We start from the raw sequence: 16,384 nt of genomic DNA on the forward strand, positions 1-16,384 counted from the left end.
ATGGTGTAAGTATCGGATATCAATAGATTTATAAAGTGCCGATTCGATAACTGCCGCTTGATATCATTGAAAATGAGGCAGAGAAAGGCTTCCGGCTACCGGAGGCCTTTCTCCTTTGGCACTTGAAATGCCGCGGAAGTCCACCCATAACACGAATGGATAGAATACTTTGCGCAAGAATACGGGGGCTATCCCCCGAGCGCCTGGTCCAGGTCTGCGACAATGTCCTCCACGTCCTCGATGCCGACCGAGATTCTCATTAGTCCGTCGGTGATCCCCAGCTTCGCGCGTCCCTCGGCACCTACTGCCGCATGTGTCATCGTTGCCGGATGGCAGATGAGCGTCTCCACGCCGCCCAGCGACTCGGCCAGAAACCCAAGCTTGAGGCGTTTGGCAAAGGCGTTCGCCTTTGCCAGCGAGCCAAGCTCGATCGAGATCATCGACCCGAACCCGCTCTGCTGACGCTTTGCCAGCTCGTGCTGTGGGTGCTCCGCGAGTCCCGGATAGAAGACCTTCTTCACCGCCTTGTGGCCCTTGAGAAAGTCGGCGACGGCACGTCCGTTGGCATCGTGCTGCTTCATCCGCACCGCCAGCGTCTTCACGCCGCGCAGCAGCAGATAGCTTTCAAACGGAGACAGGATCCCGCCCGTGCACTTCTGCACAAACCGGAACCTCTCCGCCTGCTCCGGCCTCGTGCAGATCAAAACGCCGCCCAGCCCGTCCGAGTGGCCGTTGAGGAACTTCGTCGTCGAGTGCATCACAATGTCCGCGCCCAGCGCGATCGGCTGCTGCAGGTACGGCGACAGAAACGTGTTGTCGACGCTCAGCTCGACGCCCTTCGCGCGGCAGATATCGGCGACGGCGCGGATGTCGGTGATCGCCATCATCGGGTTGGTCGGCGTCTCGATGTGGACCAGCTTCGTCGCCGGTGTGATCGCCGCGGCCACGTTCGCGGCCACGCTGGTGTCCACGTAGGTGAACTTCAGGCCGTAGTTCGCCAGCACCTTGTCGAAGACGCGCTGCGTGCCGCCGTACACGTTGTCCGAGCAGACGACGTGATCGCCCGACTTCATCATCGTGCACATCGCCGTGATCGCCGCCATGCCCGAGCCGAAGACATGCGCGCTGGTCCCGCCCTCGAGCGAGCACAGGCTCTCCTCGAGCGCGTCGCGCGTCGGGTTCGTCAGCCGCGCGTACTCGTGACCCTTGTTCTTGCCGATCTCCTCCTGCTGATAGGTGGAGGTCAGAAAGATCGGCACGTTCACCGCCCCCGTCAGCCCCTCCGGGGCCTGGCCATCGTGAATCGCCCGCGTCGCAAAGCCTTTTTTCTTGTCCGTCATGAGGTCTCTCTTGGTATTTAGTTTGTCATTCCGAGCGAAGTCGAGGAACCTGCATTTCGCATCCCAGCCACAAAAGTTCGAGTGCCCCACCCTTCGCAATATGCGAAGGGTGGGAGTGAATACGACTCAATCCAGCAACCCCTTCGATAAATACCGCTCCGCCGAATCCGGAATCACCGTCACGACTCGCTTTCCCTGACCAAGCTCAGAGGCAATCTCAACCGCAGCGCAAACCACGGCTCCGGCGCTCGACCCCGCAAAGACGCCTGTCTCGGCAGCCAGCCGTTTTACCATCTCGAATGCGGGCGGATCCATCACGCGAATGATCCTGTCGCAGACGCTTGCGTCGAAGGTCGCCGGAATGAACGAGACGCCGATGCCTTCCACCTTGTGCGGCCCCGGCTCGCCCCCTTGCAGGATGCTGCCCTGGGGTTCGACGGCTACTGCGACGATGTCCGCGCGCTGCTTCTTGAGAAACCGTGCAACGCCGGTAAATGTTCCCGCCGACCCTACGCCGGAGACCCAGGCGTCGACGCGGCCTTCCATCTGCTCCCATAGCTCGACGGCGGTCGTCTGCTCGTGAAAATCCGGGTTAGCGGGGTTCTCAAACTGCAAGGCAGCAAAGGCCCCTTCAGTCTGCTCCTCGAAGGCAAGCGCGCGCCGGATCGCGCCCGACATTCCTTCGGCCTCCGGCGTGCGGACCACAGTCGCGCCGAGTCCACGCATCAGGATGCACTTCTCCTCGGCGAACCCCTCCGGCACGTAAAGCATGACCTTGTAGCCGCGGTTGACGCCGATCAACGCCAGCCCCACGCCGGTGTTTCCCGCCGTCGCCTCGACAATCGTCGAGCCGGGTTTGAGTTCGCCCCGCCGCTCGGCATCGAGAACGATCCCCAGCGCGGCGCGGTCCTTCACGCTTCCGCCGGGATTGAGATATTCGAGCTTCGCCCATATCTCCGCGCCGCCCTCGGGCTCCAGCGCCTTCAGGCGAAGTATCGGCGTCTGTCCTACAAGATCAAGAACTGTTTCAGACTTGCGCATCTTCAGGGCCTGCCACCCGCAGAGCCTGTGGGTTTGATGTTCGCCGCCGCATCTCCGTTCGCCGGGTTGTTGGCGATCTTCGGGTAGTAGCCGGTTCGCGTCCTTACCGAGAGCTTGCCCATGCTCTTTGCCTTGGCGTCGACGTGGATCTGGCGATAGCCGCCAAGCGTGGGCGACTTGGTCGAGTGATACGCGATGGTGTACTGCGTGCGGATGTCGCGGGCCACCTCGGCTGCGATCGGATCGACTTCCTTGAGCGACCTGGGGAAGTATGCTGCTCCGCCGGTCTGCTCGCTCAGCGTCTCCAATACGCGGCGGGCATGGCGGGCCTCACGCTTGTCCGTGTCCTGGCCGAAGAGCAGGCCAACGCAGTAGATCACGGGCCCATCGAGGTCCTGAATCCTGCGGATCGCCTGTTCAAGCGACGCGGTCGAGGCATTGTCCTCGCCATCGGTCACAATCAATAGCACCTGCTTGGGATGTCTTGCGTTTTTTGACAGGTAATCTGCTGAGGCGACGAGAGCATCGTAGATGGCTGTGCCGCCGCTGGATTTCACATAGCTCAGCCCCTGCCGCAGCTTGTCGATATCGTTGGTGAAGTCCTGGTCAATGAACGCTTCCCATGAGAAGTCAACGACGAAGGCCTCATCCTCCTTGTTCGACAGCTTGACTAGATCAAGCGCGGCCTGCTCCACGGCGGCTCGCTTGTCGTACATCGAGCCGGAGCTGTCGATCAGGATGCCCAGCGAGACCGGCAGGTCCTCGTGGCGGAACGAGGCAATCGTCTGCGGGACGCCATCCTCATAGACCCGGAAGTCATCCTTGCCGAGCGTCAGGATCGACTTGCCGTTTGAGTCGAGCACGGTCGCATTCAGTCGCACCTCGTAGGCGTCGGTGCGAAGCGTGTACTTGCCGTGCTCGCGTTCGATCACACCTGGCCGGTCAGGTTCTTCCGTGCCAGTCGTGCGCGACGCCGGAGTATCCGGATCGGGCGAAGCGATAGGATCGCGATCCACTGTCAGCGATGGCTGTGACACAGAGCCAGCCTGTTGCACGGCCGGCGACTGCCCCAGCAGAGCTAACTCGCCTGCGCGCACAGGTTGCGTTAAGATCATCGCTGCCCCAGCCAACAGCGGCAGGGCTCTACTCCGAAGGCGCATAGTACCCCTGGCGATTGTGCACCGTCAGCGGAGGCAGCCCCGGCGGCGGCACAAGTCGTATCTTCAATTTACGCCAGTTGCCGTCCTTCTTCATGTCGGATGGCCTGTAGCCGAGCACGTATTCGTTGCGCAGCTCGGCGCTGATGCGCGTCGCGATATCGCTCAGGTCGGCGATGTCGCCTACGCGGAACAGCCGGCCGCCGGTCATCTCGCAGATATCGCTCAGCAGCACCGGCCCCATCTGCTCCTCCTGCGTGGGAGCGTACTGGTCGAAGATGCCGATGGAATAGATCTGCACGTCGCTTTCGCGTACCGCGCGGCGCAGCTCGCCTTCGGTGTAGCGGCTGCGGTTGTCGCCGCCGTCCGAGATGATGAGCAGCGCCTTGCGCTCGTACTTTGCATCGCGCAGCTTGTTCATGCCCAGGTAGACGGCGTCGATCAGCGCGGTGCGGTTCTCGGGCTTCAGCATCACCATGCGCGCTTCCACGTCGTCCACGTCGGAGGTGTAGTCGACGATCACCGCCGGACGGTCGTTGAAGCCGACGACGAAGAACTCGTCCAGCGGGTTCGAGGTGCGGAGGAACTCGCTGAGCGCCTTGCGCGCCCGCATGAATTTGGAACCCATGCTTCCGCTAAGGTCGAAGACGATGCCGATGGTGACCGGTGCATCTTCGGTGGAGAAGCTCTTGATCGACTGGCCGACGTTGTTGTCGTAGACCTCGAAGTTCTCCTTCTCAAGCCCGGTGACCAGGCGATTGAGAGGGTCGGTGACCGTAGCGGGAACAAGAACAAGATTGACGTCTACGCGAATTCTCGAGTCGCGACGGTGCGCCGTAGCCCCAGCGGCAACGGCATCCGGCCCTTCAAGGACTGGCTTTGACTCTTCAGGCGTCTTGGGTGGAGGGGGCGGGGTTGGGGTATGCACCTCGCCGAGAGGGTTTTCCTGCGCGACCGCGCATGGCGTCACCACGCCCGGCACCGCCGCCATGAAGATCCACATGGCTGCGCCAACTAACCAGCGGGGGGACGGCCGCTTCCTGTAACCGAAAACTCTTCTTACATCCTGCATGGCCTTGGTCATCTCCGCGACCTGAGCTGCGTACTGGCCGGCTATCTGAAAGCCCTCTCGTTGGTTTACCGGTAGAGAAACAGTGTTTCCGAATCGAACTCCGTCCGCAGACTATACACCGAAATCCTGCGGTCCGTTATGCCTGTTCTTTAAGATAGACGTTGCCTGCAATGAGGTTGTCATCCTTTTGCAAACATCCCAACGCGCGAACAGCTAAACCAGCACCAATCCAGTCCTGATTGGACGGCAAAACCCGTACAATCGATACATATCCTTCGATTTGGAGACTCTAAGACCAGCATGGCCCGCATCTATCCCTTTCGCGCCCTCCGGTACGATCCCGCCCGCGTCAACATGGAAGACGTTGTCACCCAGCCCTACGACAAGATCTCGCCGGCCATGCAGGATCGCTACTACGCGGCTAGCCCCTACAACCTGATCCGCGTCATTCTGGGCAAGCATCTGCCCGGCGACACCGAAGAAGAGAACGTCTACACCCGCGCAGCCGCGACGCTCAAGGAGTGGCGCAAAGACCACATCCTGGCCGAAGAGGCGGAGCCTGCGCTCTACGGCTACTCGCAAACCTACACCGTGCCTCACACCGACGAGGTGCGCGAGCGCCGCGGCTTCATCGCCCTCGGCCATCTCTACGACTACGCAGACAAGGTCGTCTACCGCCACGAGCAGACCTTCCCAAAGCACAAGAGCGACCGCATGAGTCTGTTCAAGGCCACGCGCGCCTACTGCGAGCAGATTTACATGCTTTACTCCGACCCGGCGTTCACGGCGGAGAAGCTGATCTTCGGAGCCAAAGGGCCGAATGGGTTCGACGACAACCCCGCCGACCTGGCCATCACCGATGAGTACGGCGTCGTGCACAAGGTATGGAAGCTCACCGACCCCAGTCTGATCAACCTGATCGTGACGGCCATGGCCGACAAGAAGCTGATTATCGCCGACGGCCATCATCGCTACGAGACATCCGTGGCCTATGCCAAGGAGCGCTCGGCGCAGTTGAAGCTGCCGCTGAACCAGCCCCGCGACGAGGACGAGAAGCTCTCGACCGGCAACCTGCCCGTCCCGGCTTTTCCAGAGGCGGCGATGATGATGACCTTCGTCAACATGGAGGCCCCGGGGATCACGATCCTTCCCACGCATCGCGTTGTGCACGGCCTTGAGGGTTTCTCTTCGCCCGACTTTATTACGAAGGCCAGCGGCTACTTCACGATCAAGGAGATTCCGTCGCCTGACATCTCTCTGCTGAAGGACACGAAGGGCACTGCGTTTATCGCCGCCACCGGCGATGGCAACTACCTGCTGACGGCAAAGCCCGAGGCGATGGAGGAGGCCCTCAAGGACCTGCCCGCGCGCCAGCGCCAGCTCGATGTCGTGCAACTGCATCGCATCGTGCTCGACAAGCTGCTGGGGCTGGATCAGGAGACGATTACCCGCCTGGGCAATGTGCAGTATCTGCGCGAGGCCGACGAGGCGGCGGCGCTGGTGACGAACGGCGAGGCAAACATCGCCTTCCTGATCAAGCCGATTACGCTGGACCAGTTGAAGGATGTCTCGCTGGCGGGCGATGTGATGCCGCAGAAGTCGACGGACTTCTACCCCAAGCTGCTGAGCGGCCTCGCCATCTACGCACTGGACTAAACTCACGGGCGCGGCCCGCTCGACTCCTGGGCCGCGCTCTTGCAACAGCAATACGGAACGCCACGACTGCCGGTACAATCGAAGCGCACTCCCCACGAGCCGTGACCAATACCCGCCTCTCCATCCTCAAAGCCGCGACCGCGTTGGTCCTGTGCTCCGTCGCCGGCATCTCGCAGACGCCTGACGCGCCGCAGCCTGCGGTTCCGTCTCCGCCGAAGCCTCTACCTTCGTTCTACCGCAACGTTGTCGTTATAGATCCTGCGCATGGTGGCCCGGACAATGGGGCACAGTTGCCGGACGATGTTCTCGAAAGGAATGTGACGCTGGCGTTTGCCCAGAAGCTGCGTCCTTTGCTTGCGGCACAGGGATTTGCCGTTACCGCTACGCGCGACTCCGATCCAACGGAGATGTTGACGGCCGACCAGCGTGCCGGAATGGCCAACCACTCCCGTCCGCTGGCGTGCCTTCTTCTGCACGCGACATCGAGCGGCACCGGCATCCACGTGGCATCTTCTTCGCTGAGCGCTACGGACGATATGCAGCCGCGTGCGCTGCGCTGGGATGCGGCGCAGGCGGGTTCCGCGGCGATGAGCCTACGGCTGGCGAACGAGGTCGGTCTCGCCCTCTCGAACGCGCATCTGCCTGTGGTCCTGCTGCGGGCTTCGGTCCCGCCGATCGATAACCTGACCTGTCCGGCGATCATCGTCGAGATTGCGCCGCTGGTTCCCGCAGGAGGCAGCCGCTCTCCTGTAACTGACGCCACCTACCAACAGCATGTGGCGGAGGCGATCGCGCTCGGGCTTGCGAGCTTCCGCACGCACAACGCGCCTGCGCCGGCAGCACCGTCTCCAACGCCGCGACCGGCAACGTCAGAGGCATCGCCTGCTCCCAAACCGGCATCGCCTGCTCCCGCCGCCAAACCCGAAGCAAAGCCGCCTGTCACTGCGCCTGCCGCAAATCCAGGAGCGCCGCGATGATCCCTCGTTATCAACGCATTTTGTTCTGGAGCCTGGTGGGGAGCATCCTGCTGATGATGGCGTTTCTTCTGCGCGGCTGCCAGCAGGCGCACAAGCGGCTGACAGCGCTCAACAATGCAACCCCCATCGCCGCGCCCTCATCCGCTGCGCTGGAGGACGTCACCCTGTACATGGCAAGCGATGCCGATGCCACGATCACGGCGACAAGCGGCAAAGTAGCGCTGCCGCAGGAGCCTTCGCAGCGTGCGCGGGCACTGCTTGAATACCTGCTGGCGCAGTATGCTCAGACGGACTCGGCGCATCCTCTGCAAAGCGGGGCGTCAGTCGACGATGTGTTCCTTCTAGCCGATCACTCATCGAGAGAGAAGGGGCAGGTTGCCGTCATCAACCTGCGAGGGGCCTTCGTCGACGGTCATCCATCCGGCGTCGAGGTGGAAGACCTGACCATCAAGTCCATTGTCGGCACGCTTCATGGAGCGTTTCCTCAGATCACAAAGATCCGCTTTCTGGTCGACGGTCAGCCGCATGACACGCTGGCGGGACATGCCGATCTTGGCCGCGACTATCCGGCGATCGATACAACCGCGCGGCCAACCGCGCCAAGCGAGGCAGCGACCCAGCCATGAGCTCTCCGCGCCCCACCATTGGAGTCTTCGATTCGGGATTTGGCGGACTTACCGTCCTTCGAGCACTGCTGTCGCTTGTGCCCTTGGCCCGTTATGTCTACCTCGGCGACACGGCGCGGTTGCCTTATGGATCCAAGTCGCGGGAGACGATCGCTCGCTATGCTCTTTCGAGCGCACAGTTTTTGCGGGAGCAAGGAGCCGACCTGCTGGTGGTCGCCTGCAACACGGCTACGGCTTTAGCTCTGGAAGAGATTCAGTCCGCCATGCCGGTCCCGGTTGTTGGCGTGATCGATCCGGGGGCGTGTGCTGCCGCTGAGCAGCAGAGTTCGGATGTGCTCGTCCTTGCGACGGCTGCGACGACGCAGTCGAGAGCCTACACTCGCGCCCTGCATGCCCTCGGACTCAAGGCCACGGAGAAGGCCTGCCCTCTGCTGGTCCCGCTGGTGGAAGAGGGATGGCTCGATCAGCCGGTGTACAAATCGGTGACCCTTGAGGTGCTGCGTATCTACCTGATCGAAGCGCTCGCAGAAGCTCCGTCTGCTGGAACGCTGCTTCTCGGTTGCACGCACTATCCCTTGCTGAAGCCGCTGATCGAGACCGAACTCCAGACGCTGCGCCATCCCATGAAAGTTATAGACTCGGCAGACGCAACGGCGCAGGCGGTTGCCGCACTGCTGCCCGCTGCAACCGCGGCGGCTGCTTCACAGCTCTGCGAGTTCTACGCTACCGATTCGGTAGAAAAGTTCCAGCGCCTCGGCTCCGTGTTTCTCGGGCAGCCACTCGATGAGGTGAAGCTGCTCGATCTGGGTGGCTGACCTAGAGAGCAGGGAAGAAAAGACTACCCCCTACCCCCTGCTCCTTATACCCTGTCTTCATGCCTTATCTGCTCAAAACCGAACCGAACAAATACTCCTACGACGACCTGGTGCGCGATGGTGAGACGACGTGGGACGGCATCTCCAACAACCAGGCTTTGCTTACGCTGCGCAACATGAAGAAGGGCGAGAAGCTCGTCATCTATCACTCGAACATCGGCAAGGCGGCCATTGGTACGGCAAAGGTGGTCTCGGTCGATGCGGCGGACCCGAAGAACCCCATCGTTCGTATCGCTCCAGTCAAGAAGCTCAAGCGCGAAAAGCCGCTGGCGGAGATTCGCGAAGCAGGCGTCTTCAAAGGCTCGATCATGTTCCGCCAGTTTCGTCTTTCGGTTGTTCCGCTGACGGAAGAGCAGTACGACTGGCTCGTCGCTCCTTGACGAGTTAGTTGGGACGGTCGCGTTCAGGTTTTCCGAAACGTGCGTCGAGCGGCTTGCGTCCGGCAAAACCGTCTTCGGTCGAGTGCCAGAAGGCGATCGTCTCCTCGCCCTGCTTCCAGCACAGCAAGACGGTCTTTCCGTCGATGACGCAGGGAAAGTCCAACAGGCCTTTTTCGAGGTCCTTCACCTGCACGCCGATCGCTTCAATCTCTGCCAGCGCATCCTTTGTGTCCTGGAGAGCCTTGTCGCGCTCGGCACGGCGGCGCGCCGCCGTAGAGACATCAATGTTCATGCCGCCGGCAAGAGCAATCTCCTGACGAAGCTGTTCAAGCTCGACCTCGAGTTCGGCACAGCGCCGTCCCTGGGTCTGCGCCCGGCGCAGCAGGGTCTCAAGTACCGGCAGCAGCGCCTGTGCTTCGTCGAGAGTGAAGGTCTTGCTCAAGCCCGGGCCTCAGATGCAAGTCGAACATCTCGCGGAAATGTTCCGCTCGATTGAGAGTATATTCCGCGCAACGGATTAATGTATTTTCGATGTTCTTGTTGCCGATGCCATGGAAGGCAGCAACGGAAATGCAGCCGGAGAGCATGCTCTAAAGATCGCCTGATCGTCACGGATTTCGTCGAATTCGAAACACCAATCGTAGTCTTCGAAGAGCTTCCGTAGTTGAGGGCCCCTCATCGATACGTCATGTAACTCCCCCACAACGTAGACAGGACGGTTTTCGCAAGGGATCAACGCGCCAAGGGCCTCAACCTCCATGCCCTCGATGTCGAGTTTGATCAGAATGCGTTCAGCGCCGGGGGCTTTGTCGATCGCATCCTTCAACGTATGCACCGGTATGTCGATGACCTTGTCATACGGTTTGGACGGATCAAAGCTGCTGTTGATCGCCTCGCGGCAATAGAAAGGAATCGAGCGATGAGTTCCGCCCAGGCAGGCGCGTACCATTTCGGCGTCGACATGATTGATCTGCAGGTGTCTCTCGCACTGTTCACAGTTATGAGGCAGGGGCTCGTAGATCACGAACTTCGGCGGCCGTCCGGTGGAGGCTTCGATCCCTGCGGCGCGCAATGTGAACAGTCCGATATTTCCGCCGCCATCGATGACAAGATCGGGATGGAAAGACTCATCAATGCGGTACATGTCGCTTGCGCAAAGCTCAAGCGCGCTCAGGAAGTCGCTCTCTAGCTCGCCGACGCGAATCGCCATTCGTTGATAGCGGCTGACACACCAGTAGCGGATCTCAATCTCATCCTTGTGAACGAACATTTTGATGAGCGTTTGCCAGATTGGACGGAACCGGGGTCGGGAGAAATTTGCGGCCACGCACAACAGCTTGAAACTGCTCAACGGAGAACGAATGCTTGTGAGGGTTCTTACGTTATTGAAGGCCAATTACAGTCACCTGGGGAGGAGAGATGGCTAGTACCTTGGCATCAGCATAGATTCATTCAGGAAATAAGGCCAGCCCCCCAAAGGTGGCAACCCTCGCGGCTGGCCTTATTTATTAGTGTTTCGGGTCATCGGACTTCAAGCATCCGGTCCAAGGCTACCTTCGCCCAGTGCTTCACATCGTCGTCCACCTTGATGCGGTTGACGACATTGCCCTGCACAAGGTTCTCAAGCGCCCACGCCAGGTGTTGTGGGGAGATGCGGTACATCGTCGTGCACAGGCAGCCGGAGTCGTCGAGTGTAATGACCTTCTTGCCCAGTGAAGCAAAGCGCTTCGCCAGCCGGTTGACCAGGTGAATCTCTGTGCCCACGGCAAAGCTCGCGCCCTCGGGGGCCTTCTCGATGACCTCGATGATGCGCTCGGTCGAGCCGATGGCGTCCGCCTTCTGGCAGACCTCCCAGCGGCACTCCGGGTGAACGATCACCTGCATCTCCGGATAGGTGGTGCGGATGCGGTCGACGTGCTCCGGAAGAAAGCGCTGGTGCACCGAGCAGTGTCCTTTCCACAGGATGACCTTTGCGGCCTTCAGGCGATCGGGCGAGAGACCGCCGTTGATCTGGTACGGGTCCCAAACCGCCATCTCGCTCAGCGGGATTCCCATGGCGAAGGCCGTGTTGCGGCCAAGGTGCTGGTCGGGAAGAAAGAGGATCTTCGGCTTGCGTGCGAAGGCCCAGTCGAAGGCCCCGCGAGCGTTCGACGAGGTGCAGACAAGTCCGCCGCGCTCACCGCAGAAAGCCTTGATGGCTGCGGCAGAGTTCATGTAAGTCAGCGGAACCAGATCGGCTGTGATGCCTGCACGCTCGAGCGAGTCCCAGCAGTCCTCCACCTGACCGATTTCGGCCATATCCGCCATGGAGCAACCGGCGTTCAGATCGGGCAGGATGACTTGCTGCCACGGCTTCGCCAGCACATCCGCCGTCTCCGCCATGAAGTGCACGCCGCAGAAGAGCATGTACTTCGCGTTCGTCTGCGAGGCGATCTTCGAGAGCTTGTAACTGTCGCCGGTGTAGTCGGCAAACCGGATCACCTCGTCGCGCTGGTAGTGGTGACCCAGCAGAACGACATCGGTTCCCAGCGTGGCGCGCGCCGCGGCAATGCGGGCGTCCATGGTGTGGTCCGGCTGCGCAAGGTAGTTATCGAGGGAACAGGAATCCTGAACAGCAACTGTCGCGGGTACGGCCGCGACCTCTTCCATCAGAACGCTCAATTGACTCCGCCTTCAGTCTCACGGAAGCGTCGGGTGCCGTATAACGAGAAGCAAGGCGCCGTCATTTGCCTCTGAGACGGGGATGTTGAAAGCACATGCACTGCGCGGTTGCAGTGGACTCGCTGTGCCGGCTCGCTCTTGCGAACCATCACCCAGCCACGGGGATGTTGCAACCAGTTACTTACCTCAAACTCGGCTCTATTCCGCCATACAGCATTGGACGAACAGCAGACCGGAACGATACAGATTCTTTTCGATCCGGCGCTCTGTCAGCCGAGCGTCTCTACACCATTGATTTTACAACAGCGTGAAGACCGTCCCGAGGCATTTGTTTGTGTCGCGGCAAGGCCGTATCATAAAGGTACTTATGCCGAGCTTCGGCGATAGCGCCTTTATCTTCATCCTCGCCCTGATCCTCTTCGGCCCGAAGAAGCTGCCCGAGCTTGCGCGTCAACTGGGCAAGCTGATGGGCGAGTTCCGCCGTGCCTCCAACGAGTTCCGCATGCAGATGGACGAAGAGCTGCGCATTGCCGAACAGGAAGAACAGCAGAAGAAGATCGCCGCGATGGAGGCCGCCGCACCGGCCGCACCGGCGCTCGAAGCTGCCGCTGAAAATACGATAGCTGCTCCGGAGTCTGAAGCGAGCGAGCCGGTAGACTTTTCCGAGGTAACCGCTGAGATGCAACATCACGATCCGCTGCCGATTGCGACCTCTGGCGAACTGAATCTGATGCCGCCTTCCACCGGGCTTCCGGTAGCGAATAGCTTTTCGGTATCTCATGCCTTCGACTCTGTGCCGTTGGCGGAGGAACCGGAGGTTGCAGCGAACCATGCCACCGATCCGTCTAACGGGCATACACCGGATGCTCCGGACCACATTGTAAGCGAGGCCCAACTGCATGGCTGATCTTGTCGACCGCGCTCGCGCTGCTGTAACCGACCGCGCTGAGCTGCCAGGCATGAGCCTGATGGAGCACCTCGCCGAACTGCGTACGCGCATCATCCACGCAGTCGCCTATCTGCTGATAGGCTTTGCCGTCGCCTATGCCTTTCACGAAAAGCTGTACGGCATCGTGCAGGCCCCCTTGGACCAGTTGCACATCCCGTTGAACTTTACGCATCCGACGGACGGTCTGAACCTGTATCTGAAGACTTCGCTGGTGGCTGGAGCGATCCTCGCGTCGCCGTTCATCCTTTATCAGGTGTGGCTGTTCATTTCGCCGGGCATGTATGCGAACGAGAAGAAGTACGTCTGGCCGTTCATGGCGACAACGATCGCCCTCTTTCTCACAGGCGCATACTTCGGCTACAGGATTCTCCCTGGAATCATCAAGGTGCTGGTGATGGACTTCGGCAAGCAATTTCATCCGATCCTGACCATCGAGGACTATACCGGCTTCTTCATGGCCGTCATCCTCGGTCTGGGGATCTGTTTTGAGCTGCCGATTCTGATCTTCTTCCTCTCGATTCTTGGCCTGGTGGACGCGAAGTTTCTGATCAAGCACATCCGCTATGCGATCCTGGTCATCTTCATCATCGCGGCCATCATCTGCCCGATGCCCGATCCGGTGAGCATGTGCCTGTTCGCCTCACCCATGCTCGTGCTCTATATGTTTGGCGTAGGCGTAGCGTGGTTCTTCAACCCGAAACGCCGCAAGGAGAAAGAGGCGAAGGCCGCGTGAAGCTCATAGCCTCCATCGGTCTTGCGCTCAGCCTCGTGGTAACTGCCTCTGCGCAGAAGCCCCAGACAAAGCCTGCGACGACCAGACCCTCTGCGAAGTTCAGCGGGCAGGCTGCCTATGAGTTGACGAAGCAGTTCCTTGCTGCCGCTCCTCACCGCTGGATTGGTTCACCCGACCACGCGAAGGCCGAGGAGTTCATCAAGTCGCACTTCACAGCCGAGGCGGCGAAGGGCAACTTCGAGACGGACAGCTTCTCCGCGTCCACGCCTGCCGGACAGCTTGCGATGAAGAACTTCATCGTGCGTTATCCCGGGAAAAAGGACGGCGTAATCGTCCTCGCCAGCCACTACGAGACGAACTACCCCCTGCGCGATACCGGCTTTGTGGGGGCGAACGACGGCGCATCGACAACTGCGTTCCTGATCGAGCTGGGCAACTATCTTCGCGCGCATCCGCCCGAGGGATACAGCGTCTGGCTGGTCTTCGACGATGGCGAAGAGGCCATCCAGTCGTGGAGCGACCGGGATTCTCTCTACGGCACACGCCATCTGGCGGCGAAGTGGTCGCAGGAGGGAACGCTCAAGAAGATCAAGGCCTTCATCGTCGTCGACATGATCGCCGACAAGGACCTGAACATCGACCGCGACCAGAACTCCACCCCGTGGCTTCTGGACCTCCTGGCGACGGCTGCTAAGAACACGGGACACTCGTCCTACGTCTTCGCGAAGGAAAACGCTCTGCAGGATGACCATCTGCCGTTCCGCCAGCGCGGAGTCCCGGTGCTCGACATCATCGACATCGACTACGGGACGCCAACACGGGAGAACCCCGAGGGCTATCACCACACCCCACTCGACACGCTGGACAAGATCAGCGCGCACTCGCTGCAAGTGACGGGCGACCTCGTTGTCGAGTTGATACGCCTGATCAACCAGCGCGGCTAATCTTTACGCGGACGCCATTCTTCTACGCCTCTTTTCATAGAAGAATGACGACGTCTGATGCAAGCAGAATTACTCCGCGTTGAGCACGGTCTCAAAGAACAGGATGCAGACGGTCGTATAAATGATGTCGAAACCTGCTAGCTGCGTGATCCAGGTGCGAATCTGGATGGGATCGAGGTCGCCGGTTAGGACGCCGCTGGTCGCCTGCACCATCATCAGCACCGCAGGCAGCGACAGCGGTAGCAGAATCAACGGCAACAGGAGTTCGCGGTTGCGTGCCCGCAGGCCCAACGCGGCGAAGAAGGTTCCGTTGACGACGAGCGCCCATGTCCCCAGGGGGAGGATGAGAGCCAGCAGCCAGGCGTTCCCCAGCACATGCAGGTTGAAGAAGATGACAAAGATCGGTCCGAGCACGAGCTCGACGATCAGTACGAAGATCATGTTGGCCAGTGCCTTGCCGATGAAGAGCGCTGATGCGGGCGACGGCGCCATGCGCTGGGCTTCGAGCACCTGGTTGCGCTGCTCGCGTGTCCACGACTGGTTGAGCGCGGTCATGGAGGCGAACAGCAGCCCCACCCAGAGAATGCCTCCTGAAATCTGTCGAGCCACTGTAGGGTAGCCCGCCGGGTCAAAGGCGATGGCGAAGACGACGACCACCAGCAGAACAAAGAAGAGCATTCCGTTGATCGAGTCGCGGGACCGCCATTCCAGGCGCAGATCCTTCTTGAGGTGATCGAGAACGTAGCGGGCGTACTTCAACGTGTCTCTCCGGTATGCGCCCTGGTGAGGTCGGCGAGCGTTGCAGCGGAAGCGCGAAGGTAGTCGGCAGGCGAGAGAATCACCTGCAACCCGCGCAGCCCTGCCGAGACGCTGATCACGTCGAACAGCTCGATCGTCTCGTCGACAAAGGCAGGAAAGGGCTTGCGCGCTCCCATGACGGTGACTCCGCCGCGGATGTATCCGGTCAGTGGCTCGACGTCTTTCAGCGATGCCAGCTCGGCCTTCTTGACCCCGGCGGCGTGGGCCAGCTTCTTCAGGTCAAGTTCAGAGTCGCCGGGAATGACGGCAAACAGATGCTCGCCGCCGTTGGTGTGCGAGAGCAACGTCTTGAAGACCTGCTCTGCGGGAAGTCCGATCTTGCGCGCGACCGAGATCGCCGTCAGGTCTTCGGGGTCGACCTCGTAGGCGCGCAGCTCATACGTGATTCCAAGTGAATCGAGAAGCCGCGCCGCGTTCGTCTTTGCTGGGGCCGAAGATTTCATGCAGGCTGCCTGACCACCGTATCGACGATCTGGCCCTGGCGCATGACGATGGTGCGATCGGCGATCGGTTCGGCGAGCGACGCCTGGTGCGTTGTGAGGATGATGGTGCGTGCTCCTCCGCCCGCAACCGGCCATGTGCGGAAGTCGGCGAGCAGCTCAACCATGTGCAGCGAGCTTTTCGCATCGAGATTTGAAAACGGCTCATCCAGCAGCAGCAGCTCCGGGTCGGTCTGCAATACGCGCGCAAGCGAGGCGCGTTGACGCATGCCCTGCGAGTACTGGCCGACAGGCCGCGTGAGTGTGGGGTCAAGCCCGACCGCGCGCAGCGCCATCTCCGGCGAACCGACGCAGTCGCACCCTTCGCCGCGATGTAGCCTGGCGAAGTAGCGCAGGTTCTCCATGGCGGTCAACTCGTCGTAGAGCATAGGGGCGTGACTCATGTAAGCCACGCGGCGACGCTGCTTGTGCGGCAGCTCGCCGAAGACGGTTGCCGTCCCTCGGCTCGGCGTGATCAGGCCGGCGACGATGCGCAGCAGGGTCGATTTGCCGGCGCCGTTCTCTCCCAGGATGACGGTGCAGGTGCCCATGGGAAATGTTGCAGTTGCATTGCGAAGCGCGGCGAAGGTGCCGTAGATCTTCGATGCCGAGTCGAGCGAGGCAGCCGGACTGCTACGGATTGTGTCGGTCGTCGACATGCGTGCGGAGGTGGAA

General features: G+C 60.7%; 18 protein-coding genes. 8 read left to right on the forward strand and 10 right to left on the reverse strand.

All coding sequences use genetic code 11. The annotated features are described in order from the left end of the window. Positions 1–188: 188 nt before the first annotated feature. The 4 genes from JSS95_01375 to JSS95_01390 all read right to left on the reverse strand — a co-directional run bounded on the left by JSS95_01375 (position 189) and on the right by JSS95_01390 (position 4,541). Entirely contained in the window at positions 189–1,340 is a 1,152-nt protein-coding gene (locus JSS95_01375) for a PLP-dependent transferase (GenBank protein ID MBS1798454.1), read from the reverse strand. A 126-nt stretch (positions 1,341–1,466) separates the two neighbouring features. Beyond that, entirely contained in the window at positions 1,467–2,381 is a 915-nt protein-coding gene (locus tag JSS95_01380; protein ID MBS1798455.1) for a cysteine synthase family protein, read from the reverse strand. Positions 2,382–2,383: 2 nt separating this feature from the next. Then, positions 2,384–3,496, reverse strand: coding sequence for a VWA domain-containing protein (locus JSS95_01385; GenBank protein MBS1798456.1), 1,113 nt, complete (start codon positions 3,494–3,496; stop codon positions 2,384–2,386). Positions 3,497–3,524: 28 nt separating this feature from the next. Then, entirely contained in the window at positions 3,525–4,541 is a 1,017-nt protein-coding gene (locus tag JSS95_01390; protein ID MBS1798457.1) for a VWA domain-containing protein, read from the reverse strand. Positions 4,542–4,910: 369 nt separating this feature from the next. On the opposite strand from JSS95_01390, the gene JSS95_01395 reads away from it, so the two are divergent. The 5 genes from JSS95_01395 to JSS95_01415 all read left to right on the forward strand — a co-directional run bounded on the left by JSS95_01395 (position 4,911) and on the right by JSS95_01415 (position 9,124). Then, entirely contained in the window at positions 4,911–6,266 is a 1,356-nt protein-coding gene (locus tag JSS95_01395; GenBank protein MBS1798458.1) for a DUF1015 domain-containing protein, read from the forward strand. 101 nt (positions 6,267–6,367) lie between these two features. After that, positions 6,368–7,243: an N-acetylmuramoyl-L-alanine amidase gene (locus JSS95_01400; protein MBS1798459.1), complete on the forward strand. Its 876-nt coding sequence runs from the start codon at positions 6,368–6,370 to the stop codon at positions 7,241–7,243. Next, positions 7,240–7,869: a GerMN domain-containing protein gene (locus JSS95_01405; protein MBS1798460.1), complete on the forward strand. Its 630-nt coding sequence runs from the start codon at positions 7,240–7,242 to the stop codon at positions 7,867–7,869. The genes JSS95_01400 and JSS95_01405 overlap by 4 nt, the downstream gene beginning before the upstream one ends. After that, complete coding sequence (gene murI, locus JSS95_01410; protein MBS1798461.1) at positions 7,866–8,684, forward strand: glutamate racemase; 819 nt, start codon at positions 7,866–7,868, stop codon at positions 8,682–8,684. Before JSS95_01405 ends, murI begins: the two co-directional genes overlap by 4 nt. A gap of 59 nt (positions 8,685–8,743) precedes the next feature. Next, the gene (locus tag JSS95_01415) at positions 8,744–9,124 is read left to right on the forward strand and encodes an EVE domain-containing protein (GenBank protein ID MBS1798462.1); all 381 of its coding nucleotides are present in this window, start codon (positions 8,744–8,746) and stop codon (positions 9,122–9,124) included. Between the two features lie 4 nt (positions 9,125–9,128). Here JSS95_01415 and JSS95_01420 read toward each other — a convergent pair whose 3' ends face one another. The 3 genes from JSS95_01420 to nadA all read right to left on the reverse strand — a co-directional run bounded on the left by JSS95_01420 (position 9,129) and on the right by nadA (position 11,773). Continuing rightward, positions 9,129–9,566, reverse strand: coding sequence for a DUF2203 domain-containing protein (locus JSS95_01420; protein MBS1798463.1), 438 nt, complete (start codon positions 9,564–9,566; stop codon positions 9,129–9,131). Between the two features lie 75 nt (positions 9,567–9,641). Continuing rightward, the gene (locus JSS95_01425; GenBank protein ID MBS1798464.1) at positions 9,642–10,520 is read right to left on the reverse strand and encodes an FkbM family methyltransferase; all 879 of its coding nucleotides are present in this window, start codon (positions 10,518–10,520) and stop codon (positions 9,642–9,644) included. A 125-nt stretch (positions 10,521–10,645) separates the two neighbouring features. Next, positions 10,646–11,773 (reverse strand): quinolinate synthase NadA, encoded by a 1,128-nt coding sequence (gene nadA, locus JSS95_01430; GenBank protein MBS1798465.1) that lies wholly within the window; start codon positions 11,771–11,773, stop codon positions 10,646–10,648. Between the two features lie 379 nt (positions 11,774–12,152). Here nadA and JSS95_01435 point away from each other — a divergent pair, with 379 nt between their 5' ends. Genes JSS95_01435 through JSS95_01445 form a run of 3 tightly spaced genes read left to right on the forward strand, consistent with a single transcriptional unit; the run spans position 12,153 to position 14,411 of the window. Next, a complete protein-coding gene (locus JSS95_01435; protein MBS1798466.1) occupies positions 12,153–12,692 on the forward strand; it encodes a twin-arginine translocase TatA/TatE family subunit in 540 nt (179 codons plus the stop codon). Then, the gene (gene tatC, locus JSS95_01440) at positions 12,685–13,467 is read left to right on the forward strand and encodes a twin-arginine translocase subunit TatC (protein MBS1798467.1); all 783 of its coding nucleotides are present in this window, start codon (positions 12,685–12,687) and stop codon (positions 13,465–13,467) included. The genes JSS95_01435 and tatC overlap by 8 nt, the downstream gene beginning before the upstream one ends. Beyond that, the gene (locus JSS95_01445) at positions 13,464–14,411 is read left to right on the forward strand and encodes a M28 family peptidase (protein MBS1798468.1); all 948 of its coding nucleotides are present in this window, start codon (positions 13,464–13,466) and stop codon (positions 14,409–14,411) included. Before tatC ends, JSS95_01445 begins: the two co-directional genes overlap by 4 nt. A gap of 69 nt (positions 14,412–14,480) precedes the next feature. On the opposite strand, the gene JSS95_01450 is transcribed toward JSS95_01445, so the two are convergent. Genes JSS95_01450 through JSS95_01460 form a run of 3 tightly spaced genes read right to left on the reverse strand, consistent with a single transcriptional unit; the run spans position 14,481 to position 16,368 of the window. After that, positions 14,481–15,170 (reverse strand): heme exporter protein CcmB, encoded by a 690-nt coding sequence (locus JSS95_01450; GenBank protein ID MBS1798469.1) that lies wholly within the window; start codon positions 15,168–15,170, stop codon positions 14,481–14,483. Beyond that, positions 15,167–15,673 (reverse strand): Cys-tRNA(Pro) deacylase, encoded by a 507-nt coding sequence (gene ybaK / locus JSS95_01455; protein ID MBS1798470.1) that lies wholly within the window; start codon positions 15,671–15,673, stop codon positions 15,167–15,169. Before ybaK ends, JSS95_01450 begins: the two co-directional genes overlap by 4 nt. Then, positions 15,670–16,368 carry an ABC transporter ATP-binding protein gene (locus JSS95_01460; GenBank protein ID MBS1798471.1) on the reverse strand — a complete coding sequence of 233 codons (699 nt, stop codon included), beginning with the start codon at positions 16,366–16,368 and terminating at the stop codon, positions 15,670–15,672. Before JSS95_01460 ends, ybaK begins: the two co-directional genes overlap by 4 nt. Positions 16,369–16,384: the final 16 nt, after the last annotated feature.

It is taken from the genome of Acidobacteriota bacterium (genome assembly GCA_018268895.1).
GTDB lineage: Bacteria > Acidobacteriota > Terriglobia > Terriglobales > Acidobacteriaceae > Edaphobacter.